Source organism: Streptomyces sp. NPDC007095 (assembly GCF_040634475.1).
Classification (GTDB): Bacteria; Actinomycetota; Actinomycetes; order Streptomycetales; family Streptomycetaceae; genus Streptomyces.
Genome location: NZ_JBEYFS010000018.1, coordinates 41,871 through 66,876, shown reverse-complemented (window position 1 = coordinate 66,876; position 25,006 = coordinate 41,871). Strand labels below are relative to the sequence as shown.

The window sequence follows — 25,006 nt, the reverse complement described above, 5'->3', positions numbered from 1 at the left end:
ACCCGAACCCATCATTCAATGCTTATCAGTGCATCAAAAATCCATCATCGGCATTTGGGATCAGTCATGCGACACCGCTACCCGATCAGGGAAATCGCCCGTCAGGCCGGACTGAGTACGGCCACGGTCGACCGCGTCCTCAATCAGCGGGGCAACGTGACGGAGAGCACCATCAGGGAGGTGCACGAAGCCGTCAAGGATCTGGACCGTCAGCAGAGCCAGGTCCGGCTCGGGGGCCGCACCTTCATGATCGACATCGTGATGCAGAGCCCGGAGCGGTTCTCCACCGCGGTACGGGACGCACTCGAAGCCGAACTGCCCTCCCTGCATCCCGCTCTCGTGCGCTCGCGCTTCCACTTCCGTGAGACCTGCCCTCCCGCCGAACTGATCGGAACCCTGGACAAGATCGCGAAGCGTGGCACGCAGGGCGTGATCCTCAAGGCCCCCGACGAGCCGGAGATCGCGGCCGCGGTCGGCAGGCTGGTCGCGGCCGGCATCCCCGTCGTCACCCTGGTGACCGACCTGCCTCACAGCGCACGCCTGGCGTATGTCGGCATCGACAACCGCGCGGCCGGAGCCACCGCCGCCTACCTCCTCGGACAGTGGCTGGGCAAGCGGCCCGGCAACGTGCTCACCACCATCAGCCGCGGCTCCTTCCGAGGCGAGGAGGAACGCGAGATGGGCTTCCGCAGCGCGATGCGCCTCGCCGACCCCAGACGATCCCTGGTGGAGGTCACCGACAGCGACGGCCTGGACGCCACCCAGCACGATCTCGTCCTGGAGGCGCTCAAGCGGGACGAGGGCATCATCGCCGTGTACTCCGCGGGCGGGGGCAATCTCGCCACCCTTGGTGCCTTCGACGCGCTCGGGCGGGAGTGCGAGGCGTTCATCGCCCACGACCTCGACCACGACAACACCCGCCTGCTGCGCGAGCGCCGCCTGTCCGCGGTCCTCCACCATGACCTGCGCCAGGACATGCGCCGCGCCTGCCAGATCATCATGCGCGCCCACAAGGCACTCCCCGACGACGGACCGTCGCTGCCCTCGGCCATCCAGGTGGTCACACCGTTCAACATGCCACCAGGTGCTCCGTCCGTGCCGGTCGTCGACTGAACCCCGCTGTCAGCCTTCGCTCGGGTGGCGACCGAGGCGAAATGGTTCCTCACACGAAGCGATGGCCTGTACGGGACGACACCGTGCGCCAAGTCGCCCCACCGTCCGCGCCGAATCTTTCACCTACGTCGAGACCCGATGCGCCGATCGGGCCCCTGCACCGCGCGAAGCTCCGGTCCGAGGCGACGGAGGCCGTCGAGTGACGGCCGCGGCGCCCGCCATCCGCATCCGTTGACCAGCGCATGGGCGATTGCCGCGACCGCGTCTCGTCACGTCAGGGTGTGGTGGGTCCCAGGGCGGGCGGGGCGGCGTCGGCGGACGTCCCCCAGCCGGACGGTTCGGCGCCGACTGCAAAGGCGAGCGACCGCAGGCCTCGGAGCGACTCGGTCGTCAGATACGTACGGCTGTAGGAGGAACCGTCGACCCTCGCCGACTGGATGTACCGGTCACGGTCCGAGGTGCCCGTCGCCGTCACGGTCAGGGCGCCCCGCGGGTAGTAGCGCCGGTCGAGCGTCAGATCGACCCGCTCGAAGACGGGCGTGGACAGGCCCCAGGTGTCGTAGCCGGGCTGCACCGGGAAGATCCCGATGGAGGAGAGCACGTTCCAGGCGGACATCGTGCCGAGGTCGTCGTTGCCGGTCATGCCGGTCGGCGCGTCCGTGAACAAGGTCAGCGCGGCGTGCACCACATCGGTCGTCTTCCACGGCTGACCGGTCGACAGATACGTGTACGGGGCGATCAGGTCCGGCTCGTTCTGCGGGTTGTACTTGTCCGCGTTGTAGTAGTCGTACGGGCCGTTGACCCACACCTCTCGTGCGGTCTTCGCCGGGTCCTTCAGAAGCTGCTCGTACGCGAAGAACGAGTCGAGCCGGTCGTTGGCCGTCTGCTTGCCGCCGATCAGGTCGACCATGCCCGGCAGGTCCTGCGGCACGAGCCACTGGTACTGCCAGGACGTGCCCTCGTGAAAACCCTCGCTCAGGGCCGGGTCCGCCGGTCCGGTGAAGGAGCCGGAGGCGTCCCGCGCGCGGAAGAAGCCGGTCGAACCGTCGTAGATCTTCCGGTAGTTCTGGGACCGTGCGGCATAGCGTGCGGCGTCCGCGTCGTGGCCCAGATCCCGCGCCATCGCGCCGAGCATGGCGTCCGACAGGGCGTACTCCAGGGTCGCGGAGGCTCCGTGGTCGTAGTCCGAGTCGCCGGGCTTCGCGTGTGGGCGGTCCTTGACGTAGGGCGCGAAGCCGTTCGCGATGTACTCCTTGTTGGCCTCGCGGCCCACCGCGGGCGAATCTGCGGGAGGCACCCCGTCGGCATTCTTCTTCAGGGCGCGGTAGGCCCGCTCCTCGTATCCCTTGAGCAGGCCCTGCTGGTAGGCGTTGGTCAGGAACGGGGTGACCGGATCGCCGGTCATGATGTTCGTCTCGACCGTGCCGTAGCCCCACTTGGGCAGCCAGCCGCTGTCTTCGTCGATCTTGATGACGGAGATCGCCATGTCCCTGGCCTCACGCGGCGCGAGCAGGGAGAGGAGCTGCGACTGGGTGCGGTAGGTGTCCCACAGCGACCAGTTCTGGTAGTAGGTGAAGCCCTGTGCGCGGTGGACCCGCTGGTCCCAGCCGGTGTAGCGACCGTCGGCGTCGCTGCCGATGTTGGGCGCGAGGAACGACCGGTAGAGCGATGAGTAGAACGTGCGGCGCAGGGTGTCACCGCCGCCCTGGGCGCGTACGTCGTCCAGCCGGTCCTCCCACGTGCGGTGCGCCTGGCTCCGGACGGCGTCGAACGAACGGCCCCCCTCGGAGCGGAGGTTGAGGGCGGCGCCGCGGGCGTCCACGTACGAGAGCGCGGTGGTCGCTTCGACCGTCCGGTCCTTGGTCGTGTCGAAGCGGACGAAGGCGCCGTTGCGTCCCGCGCTCACGGATTCCTTGGAGCCCTCGGTGACGGTATCGCCGTTCCAGGTACCCGAAGTGGTGAACGGGCGGTCGAAGCGGGTGACCGTGTAGACGGTGTACGGCTTGGTGTCCTGGCAGAAGCCGCTGCCGGTGATGGCGGTGCGCACCGTGCGGTTGTCGAGGATCTCGACCTTGGTGGAGATCGTCCTGTGCAGCGACTGCCCCGCGTTGAGCAGGACGTTGGCCTTGTCCGTGGCCGGGAAGGTGTAGCGCTGCACCCCGGTCCGGGCGGTCGCGGTCAGCTCGGCCTCGATGCCGGTCTTCAGGTCGACCCGGTACGAGCCGGGGCTCGCCCGCTCGCTGTCGTGGCTGAACTCCGCCTCGTACTTGGCGTAGTCCGTCTCGGTGACGTCACCCGTGGTCGGCAGCACGGGCAGGTCGCCGCCCAGGCCGCAGCCGACGCCCGAGAGGTGGACGAGGGAGAAGCCGCGAATGTGATTCTGGGAGTAGTCGTAGCCGGTGTTGTGGCCGGTGTCCGGCGAGAACTGCACCATGCCGAAGGGCACGGCTGCTCCGGGGTAGGTGTTGCCTTCGTTCTCCGTTCCGATGAACGGGTTGACCAGATCGGTGAGCGGGGCGCTCGGCGGGACGGCCGCCTGAGCCGCCGGAACCGCGAGGGAGCCGCCGAGGAGGATGGTGGTCGCCACCACCATCCCCGTATCGCGCAGCCGTTGAGTCCATCCCATGGGCGGGAACGCCTCCTCGAAGCCTAGACAACGTTGTCAAGCACAGAGTGCGATCATTCTTCGTCGTGTACACGTAATCGTCAAGTACTCCGGGTGGGCGGGCAGTTCAGGTCCGCGCGGAGAAGGCCCACGGCACCCGCGCGAACCGTGCCTACCCGCGCCGACGCGGCATCGCTGGCACCATCCCGGAGAAAAGTGACCAGGTCCGCAGCCGCAAGAAGCTCGGTTCCCGCGGCGGTCGACCGCCGAAGTTCGACAAGACCGACTACACGGAACATCACGCGGTGGAGTGCGGGATCAATCGCCTCAAGCGCCACGAGACAGTGGTCTCGAGGTACGACAAACTCGCCGTCCGCTACGAAGCCGCAGTCACCGTCGCCGGCATCGACGAGTGGCTCTGGCGACGTTGAACGCGAGTGCCGCAACGTGGTCAGATACGCCCGTCGTAAGGACGAAGCTGTCGCCCCGGGAGATCCGTCGTGTCCTACTACCTGCTCACCGTGGAGAGCTCACATCGCACCGGCTTCGGCCTCCAGGTCAAACCCACCGTGCGGATCAAGGAGCTGGCGTCACGGGTGAAAGACCTGGACGTACCCATGCCGGGCGACAAGCTTCTGCTTCTCTTCCCGGGCGAAGGGACATGGCAGGCACCGCTGGCCGGGTTCGCCATCGAGGCATGGAGCCGGGACGGCGTCTACTACAGCCGCAGCAGCCCATCGGACCCGGAATTCACCCTCACCATAGGCGGCAACCGCGAAGCCCCAGATCTCCCCGTGGGCACAGAGATCTGGCTTGACGACACAGCCCCTACGGGAGGCCACCACACGAAAGGCTGGCGGCAGATCATCGAGGACATCACATCGGCGCCGTGGTGGCAGGCAGACCCGGGCACCATCGACCCGACTGTCCCGGATCGCTGAGGCCTTGTGGCCTCGGCCACCCGCGTCATGAAGGCCGAGCACTTTGAAAACGGCCGGCCGGAGCGCAGCAGCGCGCCGACCTGGGGACGTACGATCGGGCTTCCTTCGCTCTGGAAGGTGGTCTGTCCATGCCCGTGCCGAGCCTGCTCGCGGTTTTCGCGCACCCGGACGACGAGTCATTGTCGGCCGGCGGAGTGCTCGCCCGGCACGCGGCTGCGGGCGCGCGCACCGCGGTCGTCACGGCGACCTGGGCCGCGGACACCCCGCGGGCTGCGGAGTTGGCCGAGGCGCTGCGCATCCTCGGTGCCGGCAAGCCGCGGATGCTCGGCTACGCCGACGCGCGTGTACCGAACTCGGCCCCGGGCGGCGTACGGTTCTGCGATGCGCCGCTCGACGGGGCGGTGCAGCGGCTGGTGGCGCACATCCGGGAATTCCGACCGGACATCATGGTCACCCATGACGGGTATGGCGGGCTGACCGGTCACCCAGATCACGTCCACACCCATCGGGTGACCATGCTCGCTGCCCAAGCGGCAGGCCTTGGGCAGCTCTACCCGGATACTGGTGCCCCCTGGCAGTCGCGTGCCCTCTACCTGGCCACGCACCCGCACTCGGCCGTGCCGGCGCTGAGAGACGTGATCGGTGCACGCAAGGCGGTGTACAGCGTTCCGGACGAACAGGTCACCGTGACTGTCGATGTCGGCCCCTGGATGAAGCAGAAGATCGGCGCCGTACTCGCGCATCGCTCCGAGGTCGAGAGGGGAGCCCTGCCGGGGGTGATCGCCGGTCTTCCGCCGGATGCACGGGAGCGGCTGTTCGCCACCGAGTGGTACATCCGCCACGCCCCCATGACCGTGGCCGGAGCCCAGACGGAACTGACCGCCTGACCATGCGGTCCAGTCCGTGAAGCAGGCGGCCGGGCACGGCTGGACGCCCGGGCGCCAACGTGTGGAGTTGATCCCCTCGCCGATGGCGGCGCTGCGCGTGTCCGTCGGCCGCACCGGCCGGTTCCGGGTGCCGCCCGCCGCTGGGCCGGCAGAGCAGGTCAAGGCGGCCTCGTGCGACCGCGGGATCGAACGGTGGCAGCTGTATCTGACACAGGAGCAGATTGACTCCGTGGTGTACGGGGCGTGGCCGCGCCGGATGACCGGTTCCACCGGGGAGGGGCCGGGGCGTTGTGGAACCGGCTCGCTCATCAAGGTGATGCCCTCCCCGTTCCTTGGGGTCATGGCCGATTTCGTCTGATTTCCCGATGCATGATGGCAGCTCACCGCCGCCCGTTTTCCATATGTGCAGTGCATGGGAGTCCAGCTTGTCCGCACATGCCCGTCGCGCCCGGACCGTCATCGGATCCGTACTTGCCGCACTCGCTCTGGCTGCGAGGTGCACCACGCATACCGAGACGAGCGCACTCGGCCATCCGGAAGTGTCGACGGTTCCCCCGCGGAGCGTGTCCCCGTCGCCGGCCCTCACCGCGCGGGCGACGGAAGAACTGCGCGACCCCCCGCAGATCGTGAGCGCGAACGGACTGCTCAGGACCAGGATCGTCGTCGAACGCAAGAAGGTGCGCCTGGCAGGCCGCGATCTGTGGGCCCTGACGTACAACGGGATGTACATGCCGCCCACACTGCGTCTGCGGCCGGGGGACCGGATGGAGATCTCCTTCGAGAACAAGCTCGACCATCAGACGAATCTGCACGTCCATGGCATGCACGTCTCGCCCGTCGGCAATGCGGACAACATCTTCCTCAAGGTCGAGCCAGGGAAGACGTTCACCTACGAGTACACCTTTCCCAAGAGCCTGGAGCCGGGAACGTACTGGTACCACCCGCACCCGCACACGCTCTCCGCCGCCCAGACCGCCGGCGGCATGGCCGGCCTGATCGTGGTCGACGGCCTCGACGCGTATCTGCCCGCGCCGCTCCGCGGGATCACAGAACACGTCGTCGCGCTCAAGGACTTCCAACGCGTGGGCGACCAGATCAAAACCACGAATCTCAAGATCGGTTCACCCACGACCCGCACCGTCAACGGGCAGCTCAACCCGCGGATCCGGATCAGGCCCGGCGAGACCCAGCTGTGGCGGCTCGCGAACATCGGGGCCAACATCTTCTACAAAGTGACGCTGCCGGGCACCAAGTTCCACATCGTCGCCCAGGACGGCTACCCGGTGAACAGGGTCTATTCCGTCGACACCTTGGTCATCCCGGCCGGCGCCCGCTACGACGTGCTCGTACAGGGCCCGAAGGCCGGTGTGTCGGAACTGCGGACCCTGCCGTACAACTCCGGTAAGGCCGGAAACCAGTTCCCCCTGGCGACACTGGCCACGGTCCAGTCCGAGGGCGAACCGATGCGAGCCGCGGCCCTGCCCACAGCCTTCGCCCCGGTGGACGACCTCGCGAAGGAGGCCGTCGCGGGACGCAAGACGGTCATCTTCACGGAGAACAAGGCGGGCACGCTCTTCTACATCAACCACAAGCAGTTCGACCACAACCGCATCGACTACCGCTCCAGGCTCAACACCGTCGAAGAGTGGACGATCAAGAACGACAGCGACGAGATCCACTCGTTCCACATCCACACCAACGACTTCCAGGTGATGAGCATCAACGGCAAGCCGCAGGCCAACTACGGCTTGCAGGACACCGTCGACGTCCCGCCTCGCGGAAACATGGTCATCCGTATCCGGTTCCTCGACCATCCGGGCAAGACGGTCCTGCACTGCCACATCCTCAACCATGAGGACGCGGGGATGATGGCGGTACTCCAGATCGACAAGTAACCGCCCCGACCTCGCTCGTCCGTGGTCACCGGTCCGGTATGGGGCGGACGGTGAGGATCTGTTGTGCGTGTCCGACAGGGCCGTTGAGGTCGTGCAGGACGGTGCTGGTGAGGCCTTGGCCGGTGGGGCCGAAGGTGACCGTGGTGGCCAGGCCGGTCCAGTGGCCTTCGGGCTGGCGGTGGAGATGGACCGTCAGGTCGACGTTGGGGTACATCCAGGCGGTGGGCGGCTGTCGTACGGCGATGCCGTTGGCGGTGTCGACAAGGGCGAGGTAGGACGCGAGCGTGCTGCTGGGCTCGCCGGCGACGAGGGCGTGGCGGGTGGAGATCCAGGCGGTCGTACGGCCCGGCCGCGGTGGGGCGAGCGGGCGGACGTCCAGGGAGGCGATGTATCCGCCGGGCCACAGCGAGTCCATCGGCCACGGGGTGAGCGCCTGGGGAGGGGTGAGCCGGTCGTCGGGGCCGGCGGCGACGGCGGAGGTGTCGACGGTGGCGAGGAGCCACGCACGGGCACGGACCACGGGCCGGTCGGCGATGAGCACGACGGCTTCGATCAACTCGATGGTGCGGCCGGGGCGGATGGTCTCCACCCGGATCTCGCACTCGTCGAGGGCGAGACGGCCCAGGATGTCGTAGCTGATCCGGGCCGGCACCAGGTCGGTGTCCGGCCGCGCGGCCAGGTGGCGTTCGATGGCGTGGACGACGAGGCCGCCGAGCGGGCTGAAGTGCTGTTCGTCGGGGTCCCATGCCCCGCCCGTGTGGGCCGTCGGCTTGTAGCGGTGCTCGTCGATGCGCTCGTAGTAGCTGTCGGGGGCCGGGGTGCCGGTGTTCAACGGACGTTTCTCCTCGGGCGGTTCGCGGTGCTGATCACAGAATATTGAGCAGGACGACGTAGAGGGCGGTGCCGATGCCCACGCTCAGGATCGTGCGGCGGCCGAGGGCCAGGTGGACGCCGACGGTGACGGCGACCGCGAGCAGTGCGTACCCCGTTCCGTGCGGGTCGCGCGTGATCGTGCCGTGCAGGGCCGTCACGGCGAGGATCGTGAGGATGCCGACCGGCATCCACACCGACAGCTGCCGCACCATCGGCGAGCCGCGCAGGGTGCGCAGTACCGCGAACGGCAGGGCGCGCAGGGCGAGCGTGATGCTGAAGACGATCGCCAGGACGGCGATGAGATACGAGGTGCTAGGCATCGGAGGTCTCCTGGGCGGGTCGGCGAGTGGTGAGCGTGTGGCGCACCAGGAGCAGGCCGACGAACAGCAGCAGTGCGGTGAACATGGCGAGGCCCGGCGTCAGTACGAGTGCGAGCGCGGCGCCGGCACCGGCGAGCAGGACTGAGGGGAGTTCGCCGGGGGAGCGGAAGGCGTCCAGGGTGAGCACGGTGAACAGGGCGCACAGGGCGAACTCCAGGCCCTTGATCGGCGCGGGGAGCGCGGCGCCGAGAGCGACCCCGACCAGACCGCCGCCGACCCAGTAGCTCTCGCACGCGATCTGCATCGCCAGCAGCCGGGGTGCCGAGCGTTCCGCCTCGGGCAGGGAGGCGTTGACGGCGTATGCCTCGTCGATCACGGCGTAGACGGCGTACGCCTTCGCGACCGGGTGCTTGACCAGGTGCAGGGGGAAGGAGAAGGCGTAGAAGACGTACCGGAAGTTGACCACGAGGACGGTCAGCGCGACCGCGGCGAGCGGGGTGACAGGCTGTTCGGCAGCCCGGACTACTTCGTGCGCGTGGCCGTCGCGGACCTGTCCGCCTACGAGACCTTCCTCAGCGGGCACGTGATGACCATCCCGCGGATCAAGAACGTCACCTCACACTTCACGATGAAGACGGTGAAGACGGCGGCCTGACGACCGGCAGTCCCGTCGGCCGTTCCCCGACGGCGGCCCGGTCACTGGGGAATGGTCACCAGCACCCGGCCCCGGCGTCGACGCGGTCATGGGCTTTGGCGATGTTCTCCAGCGGGTGGCGGTCGCCGACGTCGACGGTGAGGGCGCCCTCGGTGGCCGCGGCGGTGAGGGCGCGGGCAGCCTGGCGTCCGGCCTCGGTCGGGAAGCCGTCGCTGCCGAGCAGACGCAGGGTGACGTTGTTGAACAGCGGCGGCCAGAAGGGGATTTCGGTCCGGTCGGCGTGGTCGGCGTGGTTGGCGCAGGCGGCGATGACCGCGTCTGTCGCGGCGACGGCGGTGTCCAGGTCGGCGGTGTCCAAGAGTGCCACTTCGATGACGCGGTCCACGCCCTCAGGCGTGTAGGTGCGGATTGCAGCCGCCGGGTCGGCGGAGCCGAGGGCGACGGCGTGGGGCACGACGGCGAGCTACGCGCCCCGGTCGTGATCGTCACCTCGGGCGGCGGCCGCCGCGACCTGAGCCGCCGGCCGGCCGCACACCCACCTCTGCGAAGCGCACACCCACCTCCGCGAAGCGTGCGACCTCTCTCCACTCACCGGCAACTCAGTGGTCCTGGCAAAGACATTGGGCGTGTCGGTGGGTGATCGGGCAGGTGTGGCCGCGCGGGTCGGTTCGGTTCTTCTCCGGGCCGGCGCCGGTGATTTCACCGAGCCGCGGTGTGGTCGGTCAACTGGTCCAGGAAGCTGTCGACCGTGACCACGGGGGTCGGCCAGCCGAGTTGTCGGCCGAGTCGGGCCATCTGGGGCTGTTCGAAGGCGGACACGGACGGATTCCCGGCTCCCTCCAGCCAGCGCTCCACAGGGCCGTCCCACCGCACGCGGCCTTCGGAGAGGACGACGACCCGGTCGAAGTTCTCCGCGCAGAAGTCCGTGTCATGGGTGATGGCCAGGATCGTCTTTCCCCGCTCGTGCAGGTCTGCGACGAGCTCTTCGAGCAGGACCACGGAGCGGTGGTCCTGACCGGTGGTGGGCTCGTCCAGGACGATGACCGGGGTGTCCATCGCGAGAACCGAGGCGAAGGCGACCCGTTTGCGCTCGCCGAACGACAGATGACGGGGATGGCTGTTCGCCTCCCCGGTCAGGCCGGTGACCCGCAGTGCCCACTGCGTGAGGGCGGTCCGGCGGTCGGCCGGGAAGCCGAGGTTGCGGGGGCCGAAGCCGACTTCCTTGGCCACCGTGGCGGCGTGCAGTTGGTCGTCCGGGTTCTGGAAGACGAAGCCCACGCTGCGGGCCAGCTCGGCGATCTCGAGCCCGGCGGCATCGCGGCCGGCCACCGTGACCGTCCCCGACGTGGGGCGGGCGATGCCGATCAGGTGCCGGGCCAGCGTGCTCTTGCCCGCCCCGTTGGGACCCACGACCGCCACACGTTCGCCGGCCCCGACGGTCAGCGAGACGTCCGCGAGCGCGGTCGTTCCGTTCGGGTAGCGATGGAAGAGGGAGTCGACGCGCAGCACCATCACATGCCTCCGGCGGTTCTCGTACTCTTCAGCGAGGCGGTGAATCCCTCCGCGGCCGCCTCCAGGGTCGCCGGCAGCGGACGGTCCGACTCCCACAGGCCGCGCCCGGCGGCGCGGCGTGCGGCCGTCGTGTAGCGCAGCGGGGCCACCCCCCACTCCGCGAGCCGGGGGTCGGTGAGGACCTCGGCCGGCGGCCCGTCGGCGGCGATCCGCCCCTCGTTCAGGACCAGGACGCGGTCCGAGCACCGGGCCGGCCGTTCCAGCCGGTGCTCGAACAGGATGACGGTGACGCCCTGCGCCCGCAGGGTCTCCAGCGCCTCGAACACCACGCCGGTCGCCACCGCGTCGAGCTGTGAGGTCGGTTCGTCGAGCACCATGACGGCCGGTCTCATCACCAACGCCGATCCGATGGCCAGAAGCTGCTGCTGCCCACCGGAGATCTCGTACGGGGAGAGATCGGCCAGGTCGGTGAGCCTCAGGTCGGCCATCACCCGATCGACGCGTCGGACCATCTCGGCCCGTTCGACGCCGAGGTTCTCCAGACCGAAGGCGAGCTCCTCGCGCAGCGAAAACCGGGCTCCCGACAGTTGGTTGAACGGGTTCTGCATGACCAGGCCGACTTCGCCGACGAGTTCGGACGGCTGAGTCCTCGCCAACCTCCGTCCACCGACTCGTGCCGACCCCGTGGTCGCGCCGCCGGTCATGTGCGGGACGACGCCGCTGATGACTCCCGCGAGGGTGGTCTTGCCCGCGCCGTCGGCACCGGTCACGGCACAGAACTGGCCACGCGGCACAACGAGATCGATGTCCTGGAGGGCGGGGCGGGAGCCGGTCGGGTAGGTGAGGGAGAAGTCCCTGAATTCGATCACCGGAGCACTCCGAGTACGTTGGTGACGACGGCGGTGAGCGCGCACAGTCCCATGACGATCCGGGCGACCCGCTGCGCCGCGGTGTCCGGAACCTCGGTCAGATACGTGGGGCGGCGGCCGGCGCCGAAGCCGCGGGTCTCCATGGCCACCGCACGGTCCCCCACTTCCGTGAGGGCACCGAGGATCAGCGGTCCGGCCATGGGAACCAGGGCTCGGATTCGGCCGCGCAGCCCTGTGACGGGCAGGCCGCGCGCCTGTTGGGCGTGCATGATGCCCTGGGCCCGGGTGGTGAGGGCGGGCGCGATCTGCAGGGCGGCCGAGACGACGTAGACGGTCTTCGTCGACATGCCGCGCTGTGTCATCGCGCTCATCAGTGCGCCGGGTTGCGTGGTGAGGAGAAGCAGGAAGAATCCCCCCATGAGCGCCAGGAGACGTAGTGCGGTCTGAGTGGCAAAAACCAGGCCTTCATATTTCAATTCCAGGGGGCCGATTTCAGCCACCACCTGGTGAGTATCCGGATAAAAGAAGCCCTGAATCAGGTAAACCGTGAGCGCGAGGGGCACCCACAGGGCAAGAAGCATGGGGGCAAATTTACGAAGGGTTCCTGAAATTATCGCCATGGGGAGTACCGTGGCGCAGAAGAGCAGAAGTGGCCACCAGGTCATGGTGAGGGCGAATGCGGATACGGTGACGGTGACGGCGAAGGTCAGCTTGGTGAGGGGATTCAGCCGGTGCACGGGGGAGTCGTCGGTCGCGCGCGGGGATATGTCCATGCGGGTCACGTCCTTCTCGGCGTGAGGGGGTGAACCGGCAGCACTCGATGCCGCTGCACAAAGGGGAAACGGTGTACATAGCCGGAGGGCAGGCCCGCCAGCAGGGTCAGGGCCAGTGCGACGGTCAGCGCTTTGTCCAGGGGGTCCGCGACCAGCCCTTGCAGGCTGGCGGCCTTCAACATGCTGTTTCCGTAGGCCTGGAACGTCGCGATGACAGCCGACTGCCCCACCGTGCCGCCGGCGTTGCCGAAGACGAAGGCGGTGATGGGGGCGGAGACGATGCCGGCGGCCACGCCGATAACACCCCCGGCGAGCAGGGCGGTCGGCAGGCGCCGGAACCAGCCGGCCCGTGCCAGGGTTCCCGCGATGAAGCCGATCAGGGCGGCGGTCACCGCGTAGGGCAGAGCTCCGGGAGTGATGGTCATCCCGACGACGATGCTGGCCAGAGCCCCGGTGGCGGCGCCCGCGGCAGGTCCGGCCAGGACGCCGACGAGCACGGTGCCGATCGAGTCGAGTTGGAGCGGTAGGCCGCTGAAGTAGACGATTTTCCCCATCACGATGTTGATGGTGATCGCCACCGGCAGCAGGGCCACGGTCGTCGTCGGCAGCCCTGCCACGGCACCGGAGACGATCAGCATCGCCCCGAGGGTGTAGCCGCACAGGGCGAGCAGGGCGGCCGGACCGCCCACGCCGCCGTGTACGGAATCGGGTTTGGCTGAAATGAGCCCCCCGTAGGTGAGGGCGACGATTACCGCGCCGATCCCGATACGCCAGCGCGGAGAGAGACGCCATGGGTTTAACGAAATCCGGCCCGTCACTTGATCTGCCACCCCCGTATGTTGGCAGGCCCCATTGGTCGCCGGTCATCATGCAGAGACCGAGTCGCCGGTGTCAACACCGGATCAGGTTCGGCCGGCGGGGAGGTATTTCCCTTCGTCAGGGAATTGAAAACGTCATTGACAACCAAAGATCTTTAACGTTCTACTCGATTGAAACCGAGCTCGCCACGGACGTCGCTTTGTCCGGTTTGAAGGTAGGTGGCGAGTTTTTCGTATATCGCCAGAAACGGGGAAGATGTCATGGCCAACTATCAGTCGTTCGCGGATTCCTACACGGCCGGGCTGCGTGACGTACTTGCGGACGGCAATGATGTGGACTCGGTGCGCGATCCGCTCTCCAAAGCCTCGGGTTTCGGCCAGAACGACCGCCCGTACCGCGAACTCCTGGCCTACCAGAGCCGTATCGCCGACCCGACCTCCTGTCTCGCGGTCACCCCGCACCTTCCGGTCAATCTCTCCTACTGCTTCGGTCTGCTCGCCTGGTCCCTGGACGGCCGCAATGACGTCGACACTCCGGCGTACTACCGCCGCGGCGCCCATGAGTACTCGGACGACCAGCACACGCTGAGTGGTGCTTTCGGCCATCGGCTGCTGACCTCCAGGGGGAACCAGCTGGAGGAAGTGGTCGGCCGCATCGAGCGCGACCCCGCCCACCGGCGTGCGTTCGCCCTGGTGTTGCAGCCCGAGGACAATTTCCGCCAGTCGCGGGAGTATCCGTGCGCCGTGGGCGTCCACCTGTTCCTGCGGGACGGCGCGCTCACCTGGATCACCGTCATGCGAGCCCAGCAGGCGCTGACGGTCCTGCCGTACGACGCCTTCCTCTTCATGGGCATGCAGCAGTACGCGGCTTCGCTGCTGAACGTCCCGAGCGGCCCGTACATACACCAGGCGGGCACCTTCCACTTCTACGAGAACGAGGTGGAGTTGGCGCGGAAGATCGCCGAAACGCCGGCGGAGGCCGTGGCGCTGCCCGCGTTCCCGGGCACCCCGGACGGCGGCCGGGAGGTCGCGCGCGAACTCATCGACTTAGAGCGGCGGCTTCGGCTCGCGGCGCAGTCGGGCGACGTCTCCACCGTGGACGAGATCGCCACACACAAGGCGAACACCGAGTTCGCCGATGTGGCCCGGGCCTGCCTGGCCACTCACGCCTACCGCAAGCTGGGCGACACGACGTCGCTCGTGACCAGCCCGGCGTCGAACGGCGGCGTCGTGAACCTCATCGCCGCGATCTGATCGCGCCGGGGAATCACACGTGAGGATAACGATTCGTACCCCGCTGAAGCCGCACCGTCCGGACGCGGCCGAATCAGGCGGGAAGGTGACGGAACTCGTCGTCCGGCGGCGCCGGCTGTTCACGGCGCACCTGGGCGAGGCCCGGTTCACCTATCCGGTCATGGCGGCACTGGTCCCGGTGGCGACCAGCAGGGGCGGGGAGGTCGCCTATCCCGGTGATCCGATGTGCCTGTACTCGGCGCTGACCCTCACCATCCAGCGCTCGGTGTCCCGCCTGCGTGCGGGGCTGCCCGAGGAGCCGTCCCTCGACGACGTCTGCCCGGACTGGGGGGACTGTCCGGACGACGACTACCGTCGTACGGCGAACGGGCCACGGACCACGCTGATCGCCGACAGCCGGACGACCGACGGTCACGTCTTCGACCCCCGCATCTGGGACGAGGTGGCCCAGGAGCGGTTCATCGCCGAACTCCGCGCGCTCCAGCCCAAGGTGCTCCTGCTCAGCGCGGTATCGGCGGCGCACCGGTACGCCCTTGAGATGGCCGAGCTGGCCAAGGCCCACGCGCCCCACTGCGTCGTCGTCCTCGGCGGCCGGCACGCCGACGAAACGACGAAGTACCGCGACGCCGACGGCACGGCGGACCTCTCCTGGAGCAGCACGGTGGAGGTCGTCCGCGACGGCCGCGCGGCTCAGGTCGTCGACTTCGTGGTCGCCGGTGACGGCGCACCCCTGCTCGACCTGCTGCTGCGCGCCCTGTCGCTGACCGTCACGCCCGGCTTCGGTCCGACCGACAACGAGGCGGTGCTCGACGCGCTTCCGCTGGTGGCCGGCGCCGAGGAAACACTCCGCGGTTCGGGCACGATCGTGGGCTTGTGCCCCGGTGAGGCGGTGGTGGTGCCGGTGCGGGGCGAGCGACTCGGCTCGGCCGAACTCCCGTCGCCGTACGAGGCGTTCTCCATCCGCGCGCGCTTCGGCGTCTTCACCGAGGCCGGCAGTCACTCCCTCGGCAGCCGTACGGCGCACATGATGACGCTGGACTCCTGTCCGTTCAAATGCACCTTCTGCTCGGAGAGCATCCAGGTCTCCCAACGGCCCACCCGCTTCGCGGTGAGCGAGACCGAGCACGTGGCACAGCGCGTCCGCCGGCTCATGGACTGGGGCGCGGAAGCCGTGTTCTTCGACGACCCGGTGTTCTGGGGCGGGAACTGGAAGGCGATCACCGAGTTCTGCCAGGACCTGCTGCGGCAGGGTACGGAACTGCCCGGCGGCACCCGCCTGGAGTGGGGCGGACAGCTCACCGTCGACGTGGTGCTCAACCGTGCCAAGGCCGACGAGGTGCACACCGCGCTCGAACTGATGCGCAGCAGCGGCTGCACCTACATCTACATCGGCATCGAGAGCATGGCCGAGAGCGTGATGGCCCACGTGGGCAAGAACCTGCTGCGCCGCAACCCCGAGGCCTGGGTGAGCAAGGTGCGCGAGGCACTCGCGATCATCCGGGGCCACGGCATCCGGGTCGGCAGCTCGGTCCTCTTCGGTCTGGACGGCGAGTGCCGGGAGACCATCGAGGAGACGATCGAGCAGATCGGCCGGCTGATCGACGACGAACTGCTCGTCATGGCCAGCCCCAACATCCTCACCTACCATCCGGGTACGGCGATCACCGCCGCACACGGCCAGGACCGACTGGACTATCACTCGCGCAAGGACAACAGGCCCCCGTACACGTACTTCGAGGAGGCCTATCCGGAGGTCGTCTCCCAACTGCTCACCGAGGACGACATCTGGTACATCCACAAGTCCGCGGCCGAGCGCTGGGGCACCGTCCGCAACAGCGCGGCCGAACCACTGACCGAGGCGGCCAGATGACCACCAGCACCGACAACAGCTTTGGGAGGGCGCGTGTTTGACGTCGATCGCAAGAGTTACTGGGGCGACTACTACTCCTACTTCCCCGCCCTGGCCCGCTACATCCCGCTCGGCGAATACGCCCGGCGCGTCCAGCCGCGCGCCTGCGTCCTGGGCGTGTCCGACGGCAAGTTCGCCCTGCCGCTGCTGCGCGCGGGCTGGCAGGTCGTCGGTGTGGAGAGCGACGACCTCTTCCTCAACGGCGGTGAACTGGACCTCGTCGACGGCCACCACGACATCGTGGGCCTGCGCCAACGGCTTGCCGCCGAGGGCCTGGAGGACCGGTGCACCGTGGTGGAGCAGGACTACATGACCCTGCCTGCCGAGGGCGAATTCCAGCTGGTGCTGGGCAGCGGCCTGTGGTCGATGCCGCCCAACCGGGCCCACACGATGGAAGCCCTCGTCCACCACGCGATGGACATGGTCGCTCCGGGCGGACTCTTCTTCGGCGAGTACCTGATCGGGCTCAACGACGACGAGCGGAGTTGCGGCTACTACCCGACCGCCACGGAGATGGAGCGGATCGTCACCCGGCCCGGCTGGGAACTGTTCGAGAACGCCGACCTGGGCATCCGCGGCGAGAGCCACCTGGGCTACGAGCAGTGGCACTACCACCGGTACGCGGCCGCCATCGCCCACCGCATGCCGCCGCCCCGTGAGCCCGCTCGGGAGAAGTGACCTTCGTGACCGGAACACATCTCAGCGGCTGTCCCCGCGTCCGGGGGGACAGCCGCCCGGCTGTCGTGGTCACCGATCTCGACGGCACACTGCTGCTGTCCGACGGCAGCATGAGCGAGCGCGCGGCGGCGGCGCTGCGCGCGGTCGCCGCGCAGGGGACCCGCGTGGTCTTCGCGACGGCCCGCCCGGCCTGGTCCGCCCGTGGGCTGCTGTCCGCCGCGTCCGGTCTGGGCGCCTTCCTGGTGTCGTCGAACGGCGCCGTCGTCAGCGACCTGGACGGCGGCGCCGTACGACGGATCCGGGCGATGGCACCCGCCACCGTCCGCGCCGAGATCGCGGCGCTCGGGCAGCGCCCCTGGGCCGTGGACCGGGAGCACGACCGACTGATCGGCCCCGGCTGGCCCGACATCCTGGCGAGCGGTGCCGGGACTGCCCTGCGCGTCGATGACGTGCCGGACGGCTCGCCGGTGCTGTGCCTGATGGTGCACACCGATTCCGCCGCTCCGCCTCCGGCGCTCGGGGTGCGGGGGACGGTGCGGTGGACCTCCTCGGGGCCGGGACTGCTGGAGGTGTCGGCCCCGGAGGCGGACAAGGTGTCCGCGGTCGCCTCGGTCCTCGCCGGCCTCGGCATCGGCTGGGAGCGGGCCGTCGCCTTCGGCGACGCACCCAACGACACGGGCCTGCTCGCCGCCGCGGGCCTCGGCGTGGCCGTGGCGAACGCGAGCGCGGACGTACGCGAGGCCGCCGACGCCCTCACCGCGTGCAATGACGACGACGGCGTGGCCGCCTGGTTGGAGGGAATGTGTCTGTGCCACGTGTGAAGACCCTTGCGGAGGCCCAACGGGTGTGGATCGTGGGTGGTCCCGGCTGCGGCAAGTCGACCCTCGCCCGCGCCCTCGCCGAACGGCGTGGCATCCCGCCCGTCACGCTCGACGCCCTCTTCTGGGGACCGGCCTGGACACCGGTGCCCACAGAGGAGTTCCTCGCCGGCGTCGAACGGGAACTGACGGCCGACACATGGGTCGTCGACGGTCAGTTCGCCGCGAGCGTGGAGGCCTTCGCCCACCGCGCCGACTGCGTGGTGTGGACGGATCCGCCGCTGCGTGTCACCTGGCCGCGGCTGCTGCGCCGTACCGTACGGCGCTGGATACGCCGTGAGGAACTCTGGGGCGGCGTCCGCGAAACGTTCTGGACCGTCGTCGGCCCCCGGTCCATCCTCTGGTACGCCGTGCAGGTCCGCAGCTCCCAACGGGTCGCCAACCAGAAGCTGTTCGACCAGCTCAGCGGCACCGGCATCCTGCTCCTGCACACGCGCGACAGCGATGTGCGATCTCTGCTGAAATGAACCCCGGCACCGTTTCCCCCTACACTCATCCGATCACCTTTTCTGGAGTTTCCCCCATGCACGTCTCCTCGTACGACTCCGTTGACCAGCTGCCGGCAGCGGAATGGGATGCTCTGGTGATCGGCGGGACGATCTACTCCAGCAGTGGCTTCGCGGGCGTACGCGCGGAGGAGTTGCCGCCCGGAGCCGCCGCCCGCTATCTGCTGGCGCGCGACGCACAGGGAACGCCGGTCGCGGGAGCCGAGGCGTACGCGTTCACACGTCCGCCGCACCTGCTCTACACCCCCGCCGACCTGCTCGCCGGTCTGATCGAGGACGAGCGGCACGCCCAACTCGCCGCCCGGCCCATGGTGTTAGGCGCGGGCTGGTCGGAGTTCCGCGGCCAACTGCCGGGCCGTGAGGGAGTGACGGCACAGGAGCGCGCGCAGGCGGTGCACGCGCTCACCGCACGGACCCTCGACTTCGCCCGAACCGCCGAAGCGGACGTGCTCGGGTACTACTACCTGCCCCGGGCGGAGGCGCTGGAGGTCGCCGAGGCCCATGCCGACGACGGGGCGGTGATCCTCTATCACGACGTGGAGACCGTTCTGCCCGTCGGTCTGTGGCAGAACCTGGACGACTACTTCGCCTGGCTGCCCTCAGGCCGACGGCCCCGGGCCCGGCGGGAGAGGAGGGACTTCGGCCGCAGCGGGCGGACCATCCGGGAGGTCCCCCTCCCGGAAGTCGTCAAGGAGATCGCCCCGCTCAACAGCGCACTGATGCGCAAGCACGGACACGCGTACGGTGAGGAGCGCGCGGCAGTGGTGTACGACCGCCAGGGCCGCCACCTCGGCGACCGCAGCACGTTGCTCCTGGACGAGGACGCCGGGCAGCCCATCGGTTTCGCGCTGCGGTACCGGCACGGCGACACGCTGTATGCGCGCGTGGCCGGTTTCGACTACTCGGTGCCCAACGTGGCCGACTATTTCAACCTGGTCTTCTACCACCCCATCGAGTCGGGCGCCGGTCGCACCGTGCGGGCGATCCACCTCGGTCTGGGCACCTTCCAGGCAAAGCTGGCGCGCGGCGCCCAGCCTCATCCCCTGTACAGCGTGTTCGTGGGAGTGGACCGGCCGTTGGCGGCGGACGGGGCGAAGGTCCGCGAACGCAACCGGGCCGAGGCGGAGGCGTTCGGTGCCGAGTACGGCCAGTACGTGGTGGGTGGGTTGAACACCGACGACTGGCTGCTGTGAGCAAGGGGAGGAAGGCACATGCCTGATGTGAGGCATTTGGAGACGATCGACGACATCGACCGGGAGGCCTGGGACGCGCTCGCGCCGGGCAGTTGCTTCTACCAGAGCCACGCCTGGCTGCGCGGTCAGGAGCGGCCCGAGTTCGCCACCCCGGGTTACCTCACGGTCGAGGCCGACGGCCAACTCCTCGCCGGGACGCCGTACTACGACTTCCCGTCGGAGAACGCGCCGCCCCTGCCGGACGTGGCCGAGGGCCATACAGCGCTCAGGTTCGGTACCCGTACGGGCTACCACAACGAGTTCCTGCTGCCGAAGGATCCCGGTACGGCAGGGGAGGCACTCGACGCCCTGGTCGCCGGTGCCGCCGAGAGGGCCGCGACGCTCGGCTGCGACGCGCTGCTCTTCGACTTCCTCACCACCGACAGCCTGCGGTTGCTCGCGGGCCGGTTCGGGGTGCGGGCGCAGCTGCGGGCCGCCGAGGCCGTGGTGCACAACGACGGCGGCACCTTCGAGTCCTATCGCCAGCTGCTCGGCCGCAACGTCCGCAAGCGTGAGTACGAGATCCGGCGCTTCACGGACTCCGGGCTGCACGTGGAGACGGCCCCGCTGTCCGCGTGCGTCGACGAGTTCGCGCCACTGATCGGCCAGACCATGGACCGGTACAACGCCTCCCTCGACCTCGCGGAGATCCACACGTTCCTCACCGTGCAGGCAAACTGCCTGGACGACCTGAGCACGGTGTTCCGCTGTGTCGACGAGAAGGGGGAACTGGTCGGCGCCAGCCTGTGCTTCGCCTGGCGGGACACCTTCTACGCCCGGGTGGCCGGCTTCGACTACGGGCGGACGCGGAACGCCTACGAGTACTTCAACGCCGTGTACTACGAACCGCTCCACCACATGGAACGCAACGCGATGACCACGCTCCACCTCGGGCCTTCCGCCCTGAAGGCGAAGGTTCACCGGGGGGCTTCGCTGCACCCCCTGTGGGCGGCCGTCGTTCCCCTGCCGGCCACCGCGCCCGCCGGACTGCGACGGGACACGGTGGCGGACCAGGCTCTCGCCGACGCGGTGCGTGCGGAGGCGGGCGCCGGTATGAGCGAGGAGGAGTGGGACCTGACCCGCGTCACTCCCCTGTGAGGGAGGCCTCCGGGCCGCCGGGCTCGCGGACGGGCCACAGCACCGGGCAGAACTCCGGGTCGGAGTAGTCCGGTTGACCGGCGGGAGTCCTGCGGACCAGGAAGTCGTGTTTGTAGGGCTCCTGCCGGCCGTCGGACAGGGTGTGGTCGCGGTAGGCGTTCGTCCCGTCCTGGAGATGGAACGAGATGGCCCGGCGCGGCCGCGGACTGCGGTTGGCGCCGCTGCCGTGGTAGAGGAGGCAGTGGTGGAAGGTCATGTGTCCCTTGGGAATGTGCACCGGGACCTTCTCGACCACGGCGCCGTTTCGCTCCGCGTCACCGGTCAGGAGATAGTCGCGCCCCACGTCCCGAGGATCACCGACCGGTCGGGCGGCGCCGTGGCGATGCTGCCAGCGGTGGCTTCCGTTCACCATGGTGATCGTGCCCGACTCCTCGGTGCAGTCGTGGAACGGAATGAAAGCGGTGAGCATTTCGTCCGACGAGCAGGTGGGCCAGAAATACTTGTCGAAGTGCCAGGAGACAATGTTCGACTTCTCCTCGGCGATGGGCGGCTTGTAGATCAGCGTGGCCTGGAAAACGCGTATTCCAGGCGTCTGTGCCAAGCGGGCGGCCACCGCCCCGATGATGGGCTTCCGTAAGATTTTCCCCATGGTTTCGTCCTGGTAGTGAATGTAGTCGTTGTTGCGCTGGACTTCTCCGTCGGCGGGGGTCCAGTCGGCCAGCCGGTCCGGCCGCGTCGGAAGTACCCGACCGCGCTGACCAGCGTAATAGTGCTCGCTCGCCTCGGTCAGGGTGTCCACTTCGGCGTCGGTGAGCAGCTTCTCGGACAAATACCAGCCACGCTCCGAATAAAGCCGGACATCTTCCTCGGAGGGGAGCAGTTCGACTTCCTCGGCGGTAAGTCCTGAATGGTCGTACATTCCGCGACTCCTGTTACCGTAAAGGGGGTGCAACAGCGACATCGACTTGCACGGTAGCGGACCGCAGTGCGCCATGCTAGCGTTATCGTGATTTTTTTCATGAAGACTTGACCGGGGGTTGCGGTGGCCATATTCGACAGGGATATCCGAATCCTGATCGCGGACAACAAAGACTTCCGCAACATCTGGCTGGGAGAAACCTCGGCACATTTCGGCGGACAGCTGACCAGTTTTCTCCTACCCTTGATCGCGGTCACCCACCTCCATGCCGACGGCACGGGAGTGGGACTCGTGTCGGCGGTGCAGTTCGTCCCCGTCGTGGTGCTCTCGCTGGTCGCGGGCGTCATGGTCGACCGGTACCCGCCGCGCCGCACCCTCGTCACCGCGAGTGTCGCGCAGGGCGCGGCGCTGGCGGTGCTCGCCGCGTTCCAGGCGGCCGACGGGCTGAACTTCGGCCAACTTGTCACCGCCGCCGCCGTGATCGGTGTCGCCACCGTCTTCTATGAAGTCGCCTACCAGTCCACGCTGCCCAGGCTCCTGCCGCTGAACTCCATCGCCGCGGCCAACGGCCTGCACCAGGCGACGTATTCGGTCAGCACCCTCGCCGGTCCCGCCGCGGCCGGCTTCCTGGTCGGCCAGTTGGGGGTGTCGCCGACCCTGACGGTGGCCGCCGCGTGCTCCGCCGGTGCCGCCGTGAGCGGTCTGCTGTTGCGGGGCGTCAGGGCCCCTGAACAGCCTCGTGAGTCGGCGCTGAAGGCGATCGGCTCCGGGCTCCGCTACACATGGTCCCTGCGACCGATCCGGGACCTGTGCGTTCAGGCCGGCCTGTCGAACCTGCACGAGAAGGCCTTTCTGACCGTCTTCCTGGTGTTCGCCGTCCGTGATCTCGACATGAGCGGCACCACGGTGGGCGTGATCACCGGCATCGGCAGTGTGGGGGCCCTGATCGGTTCGCTCTGCGCCACCCGGCTCACCCAACGGTGGGCCGTCGGCGGTGTGCTGGCCCTGGGTGCGGTGCTGGCCGCGGTGGGTCTGCTGCTCGTACCCGCCGTCAGCCGGGCAGGCGGGTACGTCGCCGTGCTCGCGTCGGTCGCCATGGTGGTGAACGGCTTCGGTGTCGCGCTGTTCAACGTGTTCGCCGTCAGCCTGCGGCAGGCCATTCCGCCGGAGCACCAGATCGGTGCGGTGACCGCGAGCTACCGCCTCGTCGCCCTGGGCACGCTGCCCCTGGGAGCCGTCGTCGGCGGTGCCCTGGCCGACGCCCTGTCACCCGGCACGGCCCTGTGGGCCGTCGGGGTCTCCTACCTCGTCGTCTCCTTCTGGCTCACGTTCTCCCCCCTCCGCGGCGCTCGCACGCTGGAGGAGGCACAGAAGCTCGGTCGTACGACGGACACGCCCGAGTCCCAGGACGCGGACCGGTCCCCCTCGGTCTGAGAGCGGGGCCGGGGCCCGAACTCAACTGGGTTCCGCCACCGCTGACCCGCTGTTCACCCGGGATCGGCCACCTGGCGCGAGAGGAAGATCACGCCAGGTGGCGCGGTCTTGGCCCCGCACCCGACACGCGGTACGGTCGGTGCGATATCGATGACGGCAAGACGGAAGCCGGTGGGAAACCGGCACGGTCGCGCCACTGTGAACGAGAGGCTCCAGCCCGCTGGGACCTCTCGTGAGTCAGACCCGTAGCCGTCGTCCAGTGCACCACCGAGATGGGACGCGAACTCCCGAGGAGGTCCTGCCATGGCGCAGACCGTCGCCCAGCCGACAACCACCACCCCCGTCGTTCCCGCCAAGCTGCCGCTCAAGGCGATAGCTCCGTGGGCGGTCTTCTTCGGCATCCTGATGCTCGTCCTGCTGTACTTCGTCGGTGCCGAACAGGGCGCCACCTCCGTCGTCTCCGGCTCGGACGTCCACGAGTGGGTGCACGACGCCCGCCACCTTCTCGGCTTCCCCTGCCACTGACCGAGGGGAACCCCGGCACTCCCATGAACTCCGCGACGGTAAGAAATCTCCTCGTGCGGGGCATGCTCGCCGGCCTCGGTGCCGGCCTGCTCGCCCTGGTTGCCGCCTACTTCCTCGGTGAGCCGAACGTCGACAGCGCGATCAGCTTCGAGGAAGCCCACTCCCACGAGCACGAGATGGAGATGGTCTCCCGCTCCCTGCAGTCCACCGCCGGTCTCGCCACCGGCGTTCTGGTCTACGGCGTCGCCTTCGGCGGAATCGCCGCGCTCGCCTTCTCCTTCGCGCTCGGCCGCGTCGGCCGCTTCAGCCCGCGGGCGACCGCACTGCTGCTGTCCGGCTGCGCGCTGCTGGCCGTGTACGTCGTGCCGTTCCTGAAGTACCCGGCCAACCCGCCGTCGGTCGGCAACCCCGACACCATCGGCAAGCGGACCACCCTGTACTTCCTGATGATGGTGCTCAGCGTGCTCCTCGCGATCGCCGCCACCATCCTGGGCAGGCGGCTGGCACCGAGGATCGGCACCTGGTACGCCACCGTCGCCGCGGTGGCCGCCTTCGCCGTCGTGATCGGTCTGGCGTACGCGTTCCTGCCGGTCGTCAACGAGGTGCCGAAGGACTTCCCCGCCACTCTGCTGTGGCGGTTCCGTCTCTCCGCGCTGGCCATCCAGACCGTCCTGTGGGGCGGATTCGGCCTGGTCTTCGGCGAGTTGGCCGAGCGGTTGCTGAATCCCAAGCCGGTGACGGCCGCCGCGAGCCGACGGGTCGCCGTCCCCAGCTGACATGACCCGACACCCGAGTGAGGGCCCACGGAACCATCCGGGGGCCCTCTCGCGTTTTCCGGGCATCGACGCCGGCGGATCACGGACCTGACTCACGGAACCGAGCGACGGGGCGGGCACCACCCGGGCGAGGAGCGGAGGAACCGAGTGGCCAGACGACCCCGGCCGCGCCGCATCACCCTCGGCGGTCGTGAGGCGGCCGCCTCACGGTGGCGGAGTGCGAGCAGCTGATCGCCGGCCGGCGGCAGATCGGTGGTCAGAGCGCTCGGGTGCGCTTGCTCGCCCATGAGGCGAAGCGGACCGCACAGCTCCTCCAGGACCTGGAGACTCTGGTCGGGGCCCCGGCGGACTGCCGCGAGCAGGCCGGGAGGACGCCGACGGTGTGCTCGCCGTCATGCCCCGCCGACAAAGCCACGCCGCCGGATGCGGATATGCATACGGATGCGGACGTCGGCTGCCTGCGCTGCGCGATAGCTGAACTGCTTCGTCCGTCACCGGGACCTGGTCTCGTAAGTCCCGTACGGCCGACGCGCGTT

General features: G+C 68.7%; 26 protein-coding genes and 1 riboswitch. Of the genes, 16 read left to right on the top strand and 10 right to left on the bottom strand.

The genetic code is table 11. The annotated features are described in order from the left end of the window. Positions 1-66 precede the first annotated feature (66 nt). Positions 67-1,113 (top strand): LacI family DNA-binding transcriptional regulator, encoded by a 1,047-nt coding sequence (locus tag ABZ656_RS09195; protein ID WP_360266063.1) that lies wholly within the window; start codon positions 67-69, stop codon positions 1,111-1,113. Positions 1,114-1,387: 274 nt separating this feature from the next. Here the strand turns inward: ABZ656_RS09195 and ABZ656_RS09190 are convergent, their stop codons facing one another. Then, the gene (locus ABZ656_RS09190; RefSeq protein ID WP_360266060.1) at positions 1,388-3,739 is read right to left on the bottom strand and encodes a GH92 family glycosyl hydrolase; all 2,352 of its coding nucleotides are present in this window, start codon (positions 3,737-3,739) and stop codon (positions 1,388-1,390) included. A gap of 479 nt (positions 3,740-4,218) precedes the next feature. Here ABZ656_RS09190 and ABZ656_RS09185 point away from each other — a divergent pair, with 479 nt between their 5' ends. The 4 genes from ABZ656_RS09185 to ABZ656_RS09170 all read left to right on the top strand — a co-directional run bounded on the left by ABZ656_RS09185 (position 4,219) and on the right by ABZ656_RS09170 (position 7,441). After that, the gene (locus tag ABZ656_RS09185) at positions 4,219-4,659 is read left to right on the top strand and encodes a hypothetical protein (protein ID WP_360266057.1); all 441 of its coding nucleotides are present in this window, start codon (positions 4,219-4,221) and stop codon (positions 4,657-4,659) included. A gap of 128 nt (positions 4,660-4,787) precedes the next feature. Beyond that, positions 4,788-5,546, top strand: coding sequence for a PIG-L family deacetylase (locus tag ABZ656_RS09180; RefSeq protein ID WP_360266054.1), 759 nt, complete (start codon positions 4,788-4,790; stop codon positions 5,544-5,546). A 16-nt stretch (positions 5,547-5,562) separates the two neighbouring features. After that, the gene (locus ABZ656_RS09175) at positions 5,563-5,904 is read left to right on the top strand and encodes a DUF6417 family protein (RefSeq protein ID WP_360266051.1); all 342 of its coding nucleotides are present in this window, start codon (positions 5,563-5,565) and stop codon (positions 5,902-5,904) included. A 205-nt stretch (positions 5,905-6,109) separates the two neighbouring features. Further along, positions 6,110-7,441, top strand: coding sequence for a multicopper oxidase family protein (locus ABZ656_RS09170; protein WP_360266048.1), 1,332 nt, complete (start codon positions 6,110-6,112; stop codon positions 7,439-7,441). Between the two features lie 25 nt (positions 7,442-7,466). On the opposite strand, the gene ABZ656_RS09165 is transcribed toward ABZ656_RS09170, so the two are convergent. The 3 genes from ABZ656_RS09165 to ABZ656_RS09155 are packed head-to-tail and all read right to left on the bottom strand — an operon-like array spanning position 7,467 to position 9,217. Beyond that, positions 7,467-8,273, bottom strand: a complete 807-nt coding sequence (locus tag ABZ656_RS09165) for a thioesterase family protein (RefSeq protein WP_101402405.1) — start codon at positions 8,271-8,273, stop codon at positions 7,467-7,469. 34 nt (positions 8,274-8,307) lie between these two features. Then, a complete protein-coding gene (locus tag ABZ656_RS09160) occupies positions 8,308-8,634 on the bottom strand; it encodes an AzlD domain-containing protein (protein ID WP_101402406.1) in 327 nt (108 codons plus the stop codon). Beyond that, positions 8,627-9,217, bottom strand: coding sequence for an AzlC family ABC transporter permease (locus ABZ656_RS09155; RefSeq protein ID WP_360266044.1), 591 nt, complete (start codon positions 9,215-9,217; stop codon positions 8,627-8,629). Before ABZ656_RS09155 ends, ABZ656_RS09160 begins: the two co-directional genes overlap by 8 nt. On the opposite strand from ABZ656_RS09155, the gene ABZ656_RS09150 reads away from it, so the two are divergent. Continuing rightward, entirely contained in the window at positions 9,164-9,289 is a 126-nt protein-coding gene (locus tag ABZ656_RS09150; RefSeq protein WP_360266041.1) for an Lrp/AsnC ligand binding domain-containing protein, read from the top strand. The genes ABZ656_RS09155 and ABZ656_RS09150 overlap by 54 nt on opposite strands. Positions 9,290-9,344: 55 nt before the next feature. Here the strand turns inward: ABZ656_RS09150 and ABZ656_RS09145 are convergent, their stop codons facing one another. From ABZ656_RS09145 to ABZ656_RS09125, 5 genes are all read right to left on the bottom strand, one after another. Then, positions 9,345-9,743, bottom strand: coding sequence for a hypothetical protein (locus ABZ656_RS09145; RefSeq protein WP_360266038.1), 399 nt, complete (start codon positions 9,741-9,743; stop codon positions 9,345-9,347). Positions 9,744-9,988: 245 nt separating this feature from the next. Further along, positions 9,989-10,801 carry an ABC transporter ATP-binding protein gene (locus ABZ656_RS09140; protein ID WP_360266035.1) on the bottom strand — a complete coding sequence of 271 codons (813 nt, stop codon included), beginning with the start codon at positions 10,799-10,801 and terminating at the stop codon, positions 9,989-9,991. Continuing rightward, the gene (locus ABZ656_RS09135; RefSeq protein WP_360266032.1) at positions 10,801-11,670 is read right to left on the bottom strand and encodes an ABC transporter ATP-binding protein; all 870 of its coding nucleotides are present in this window, start codon (positions 11,668-11,670) and stop codon (positions 10,801-10,803) included. Before ABZ656_RS09135 ends, ABZ656_RS09140 begins: the two co-directional genes overlap by 1 nt. After that, on the bottom strand, positions 11,667-12,443 hold the full coding sequence (locus ABZ656_RS09130; RefSeq protein ID WP_101402409.1) for a CbiQ family ECF transporter T component: 777 nt from the start codon (positions 12,441-12,443) through the stop codon (positions 11,667-11,669). Before ABZ656_RS09130 ends, ABZ656_RS09135 begins: the two co-directional genes overlap by 4 nt. Before the next feature lie 5 nt (positions 12,444-12,448). Next, positions 12,449-13,273 (bottom strand): hypothetical protein, encoded by an 825-nt coding sequence (locus ABZ656_RS09125; protein ID WP_360266029.1) that lies wholly within the window; start codon positions 13,271-13,273, stop codon positions 12,449-12,451. Between the two features lie 249 nt (positions 13,274-13,522). Here ABZ656_RS09125 and ABZ656_RS09120 point away from each other — a divergent pair, with 249 nt between their 5' ends. From ABZ656_RS09120 to ABZ656_RS09090, 7 genes are read left to right on the top strand one after another with little or no spacing between them, the layout of a single operon-like run. Continuing rightward, positions 13,523-14,515 carry a thymidylate synthase gene (locus ABZ656_RS09120; RefSeq protein WP_101402410.1) on the top strand — a complete coding sequence of 331 codons (993 nt, stop codon included), beginning with the start codon at positions 13,523-13,525 and terminating at the stop codon, positions 14,513-14,515. Between the two features lie 19 nt (positions 14,516-14,534). Then, a complete protein-coding gene (locus tag ABZ656_RS09115; protein WP_360266026.1) occupies positions 14,535-16,385 on the top strand; it encodes a radical SAM protein in 1,851 nt (616 codons plus the stop codon). Between the two features lie 33 nt (positions 16,386-16,418). Next, positions 16,419-17,102 (top strand): class I SAM-dependent methyltransferase, encoded by a 684-nt coding sequence (locus ABZ656_RS09110; protein ID WP_101402412.1) that lies wholly within the window; start codon positions 16,419-16,421, stop codon positions 17,100-17,102. 5 nt (positions 17,103-17,107) lie between these two features. After that, on the top strand, positions 17,108-17,923 hold the full coding sequence (locus tag ABZ656_RS09105) for an HAD hydrolase family protein (protein ID WP_360266023.1): 816 nt from the start codon (positions 17,108-17,110) through the stop codon (positions 17,921-17,923). Beyond that, positions 17,905-18,447, top strand: a complete 543-nt coding sequence (locus tag ABZ656_RS09100) for a hypothetical protein (protein ID WP_360266020.1) — start codon at positions 17,905-17,907, stop codon at positions 18,445-18,447. The genes ABZ656_RS09105 and ABZ656_RS09100 overlap by 19 nt, the downstream gene beginning before the upstream one ends. Before the next feature lie 56 nt (positions 18,448-18,503). Then, positions 18,504-19,679, top strand: a complete 1,176-nt coding sequence (locus tag ABZ656_RS09095) for a GNAT family N-acetyltransferase (protein WP_180362212.1) — start codon at positions 18,504-18,506, stop codon at positions 19,677-19,679. A gap of 18 nt (positions 19,680-19,697) precedes the next feature. Next, positions 19,698-20,816 carry a hypothetical protein gene (locus ABZ656_RS09090; RefSeq protein ID WP_129592172.1) on the top strand — a complete coding sequence of 373 codons (1,119 nt, stop codon included), beginning with the start codon at positions 19,698-19,700 and terminating at the stop codon, positions 20,814-20,816. Here the strand turns inward: ABZ656_RS09090 and ABZ656_RS09085 are convergent. After that, positions 20,803-21,735 carry a phytanoyl-CoA dioxygenase family protein gene (locus ABZ656_RS09085; RefSeq protein ID WP_101402417.1) on the bottom strand — a complete coding sequence of 311 codons (933 nt, stop codon included), beginning with the start codon at positions 21,733-21,735 and terminating at the stop codon, positions 20,803-20,805. The two genes, ABZ656_RS09090 and ABZ656_RS09085, sit on opposite strands and share 14 nt — an antisense overlap. Before the next feature lie 123 nt (positions 21,736-21,858). Between ABZ656_RS09085 and ABZ656_RS09080 the strand changes: the two genes are divergently transcribed. The 3 genes from ABZ656_RS09080 to ABZ656_RS09070 all read left to right on the top strand — a co-directional run bounded on the left by ABZ656_RS09080 (position 21,859) and on the right by ABZ656_RS09070 (position 24,470). Then, on the top strand, positions 21,859-23,169 hold the full coding sequence (locus ABZ656_RS09080) for an MFS transporter (RefSeq protein ID WP_360266015.1): 1,311 nt from the start codon (positions 21,859-21,861) through the stop codon (positions 23,167-23,169). A 120-nt stretch (positions 23,170-23,289) separates the two neighbouring features. Further along, positions 23,290-23,438: riboswitch (cobalamin riboswitch) on the top strand. A gap of 34 nt (positions 23,439-23,472) precedes the next feature. Then, positions 23,473-23,694 carry a CbtB-domain containing protein gene (locus tag ABZ656_RS09075; RefSeq protein ID WP_054232543.1) on the top strand — a complete coding sequence of 74 codons (222 nt, stop codon included), beginning with the start codon at positions 23,473-23,475 and terminating at the stop codon, positions 23,692-23,694. A gap of 23 nt (positions 23,695-23,717) precedes the next feature. After that, entirely contained in the window at positions 23,718-24,470 is a 753-nt protein-coding gene (locus ABZ656_RS09070; RefSeq protein WP_101402419.1) for a CbtA family protein, read from the top strand. Positions 24,471-25,006 lie beyond the last annotated feature (536 nt).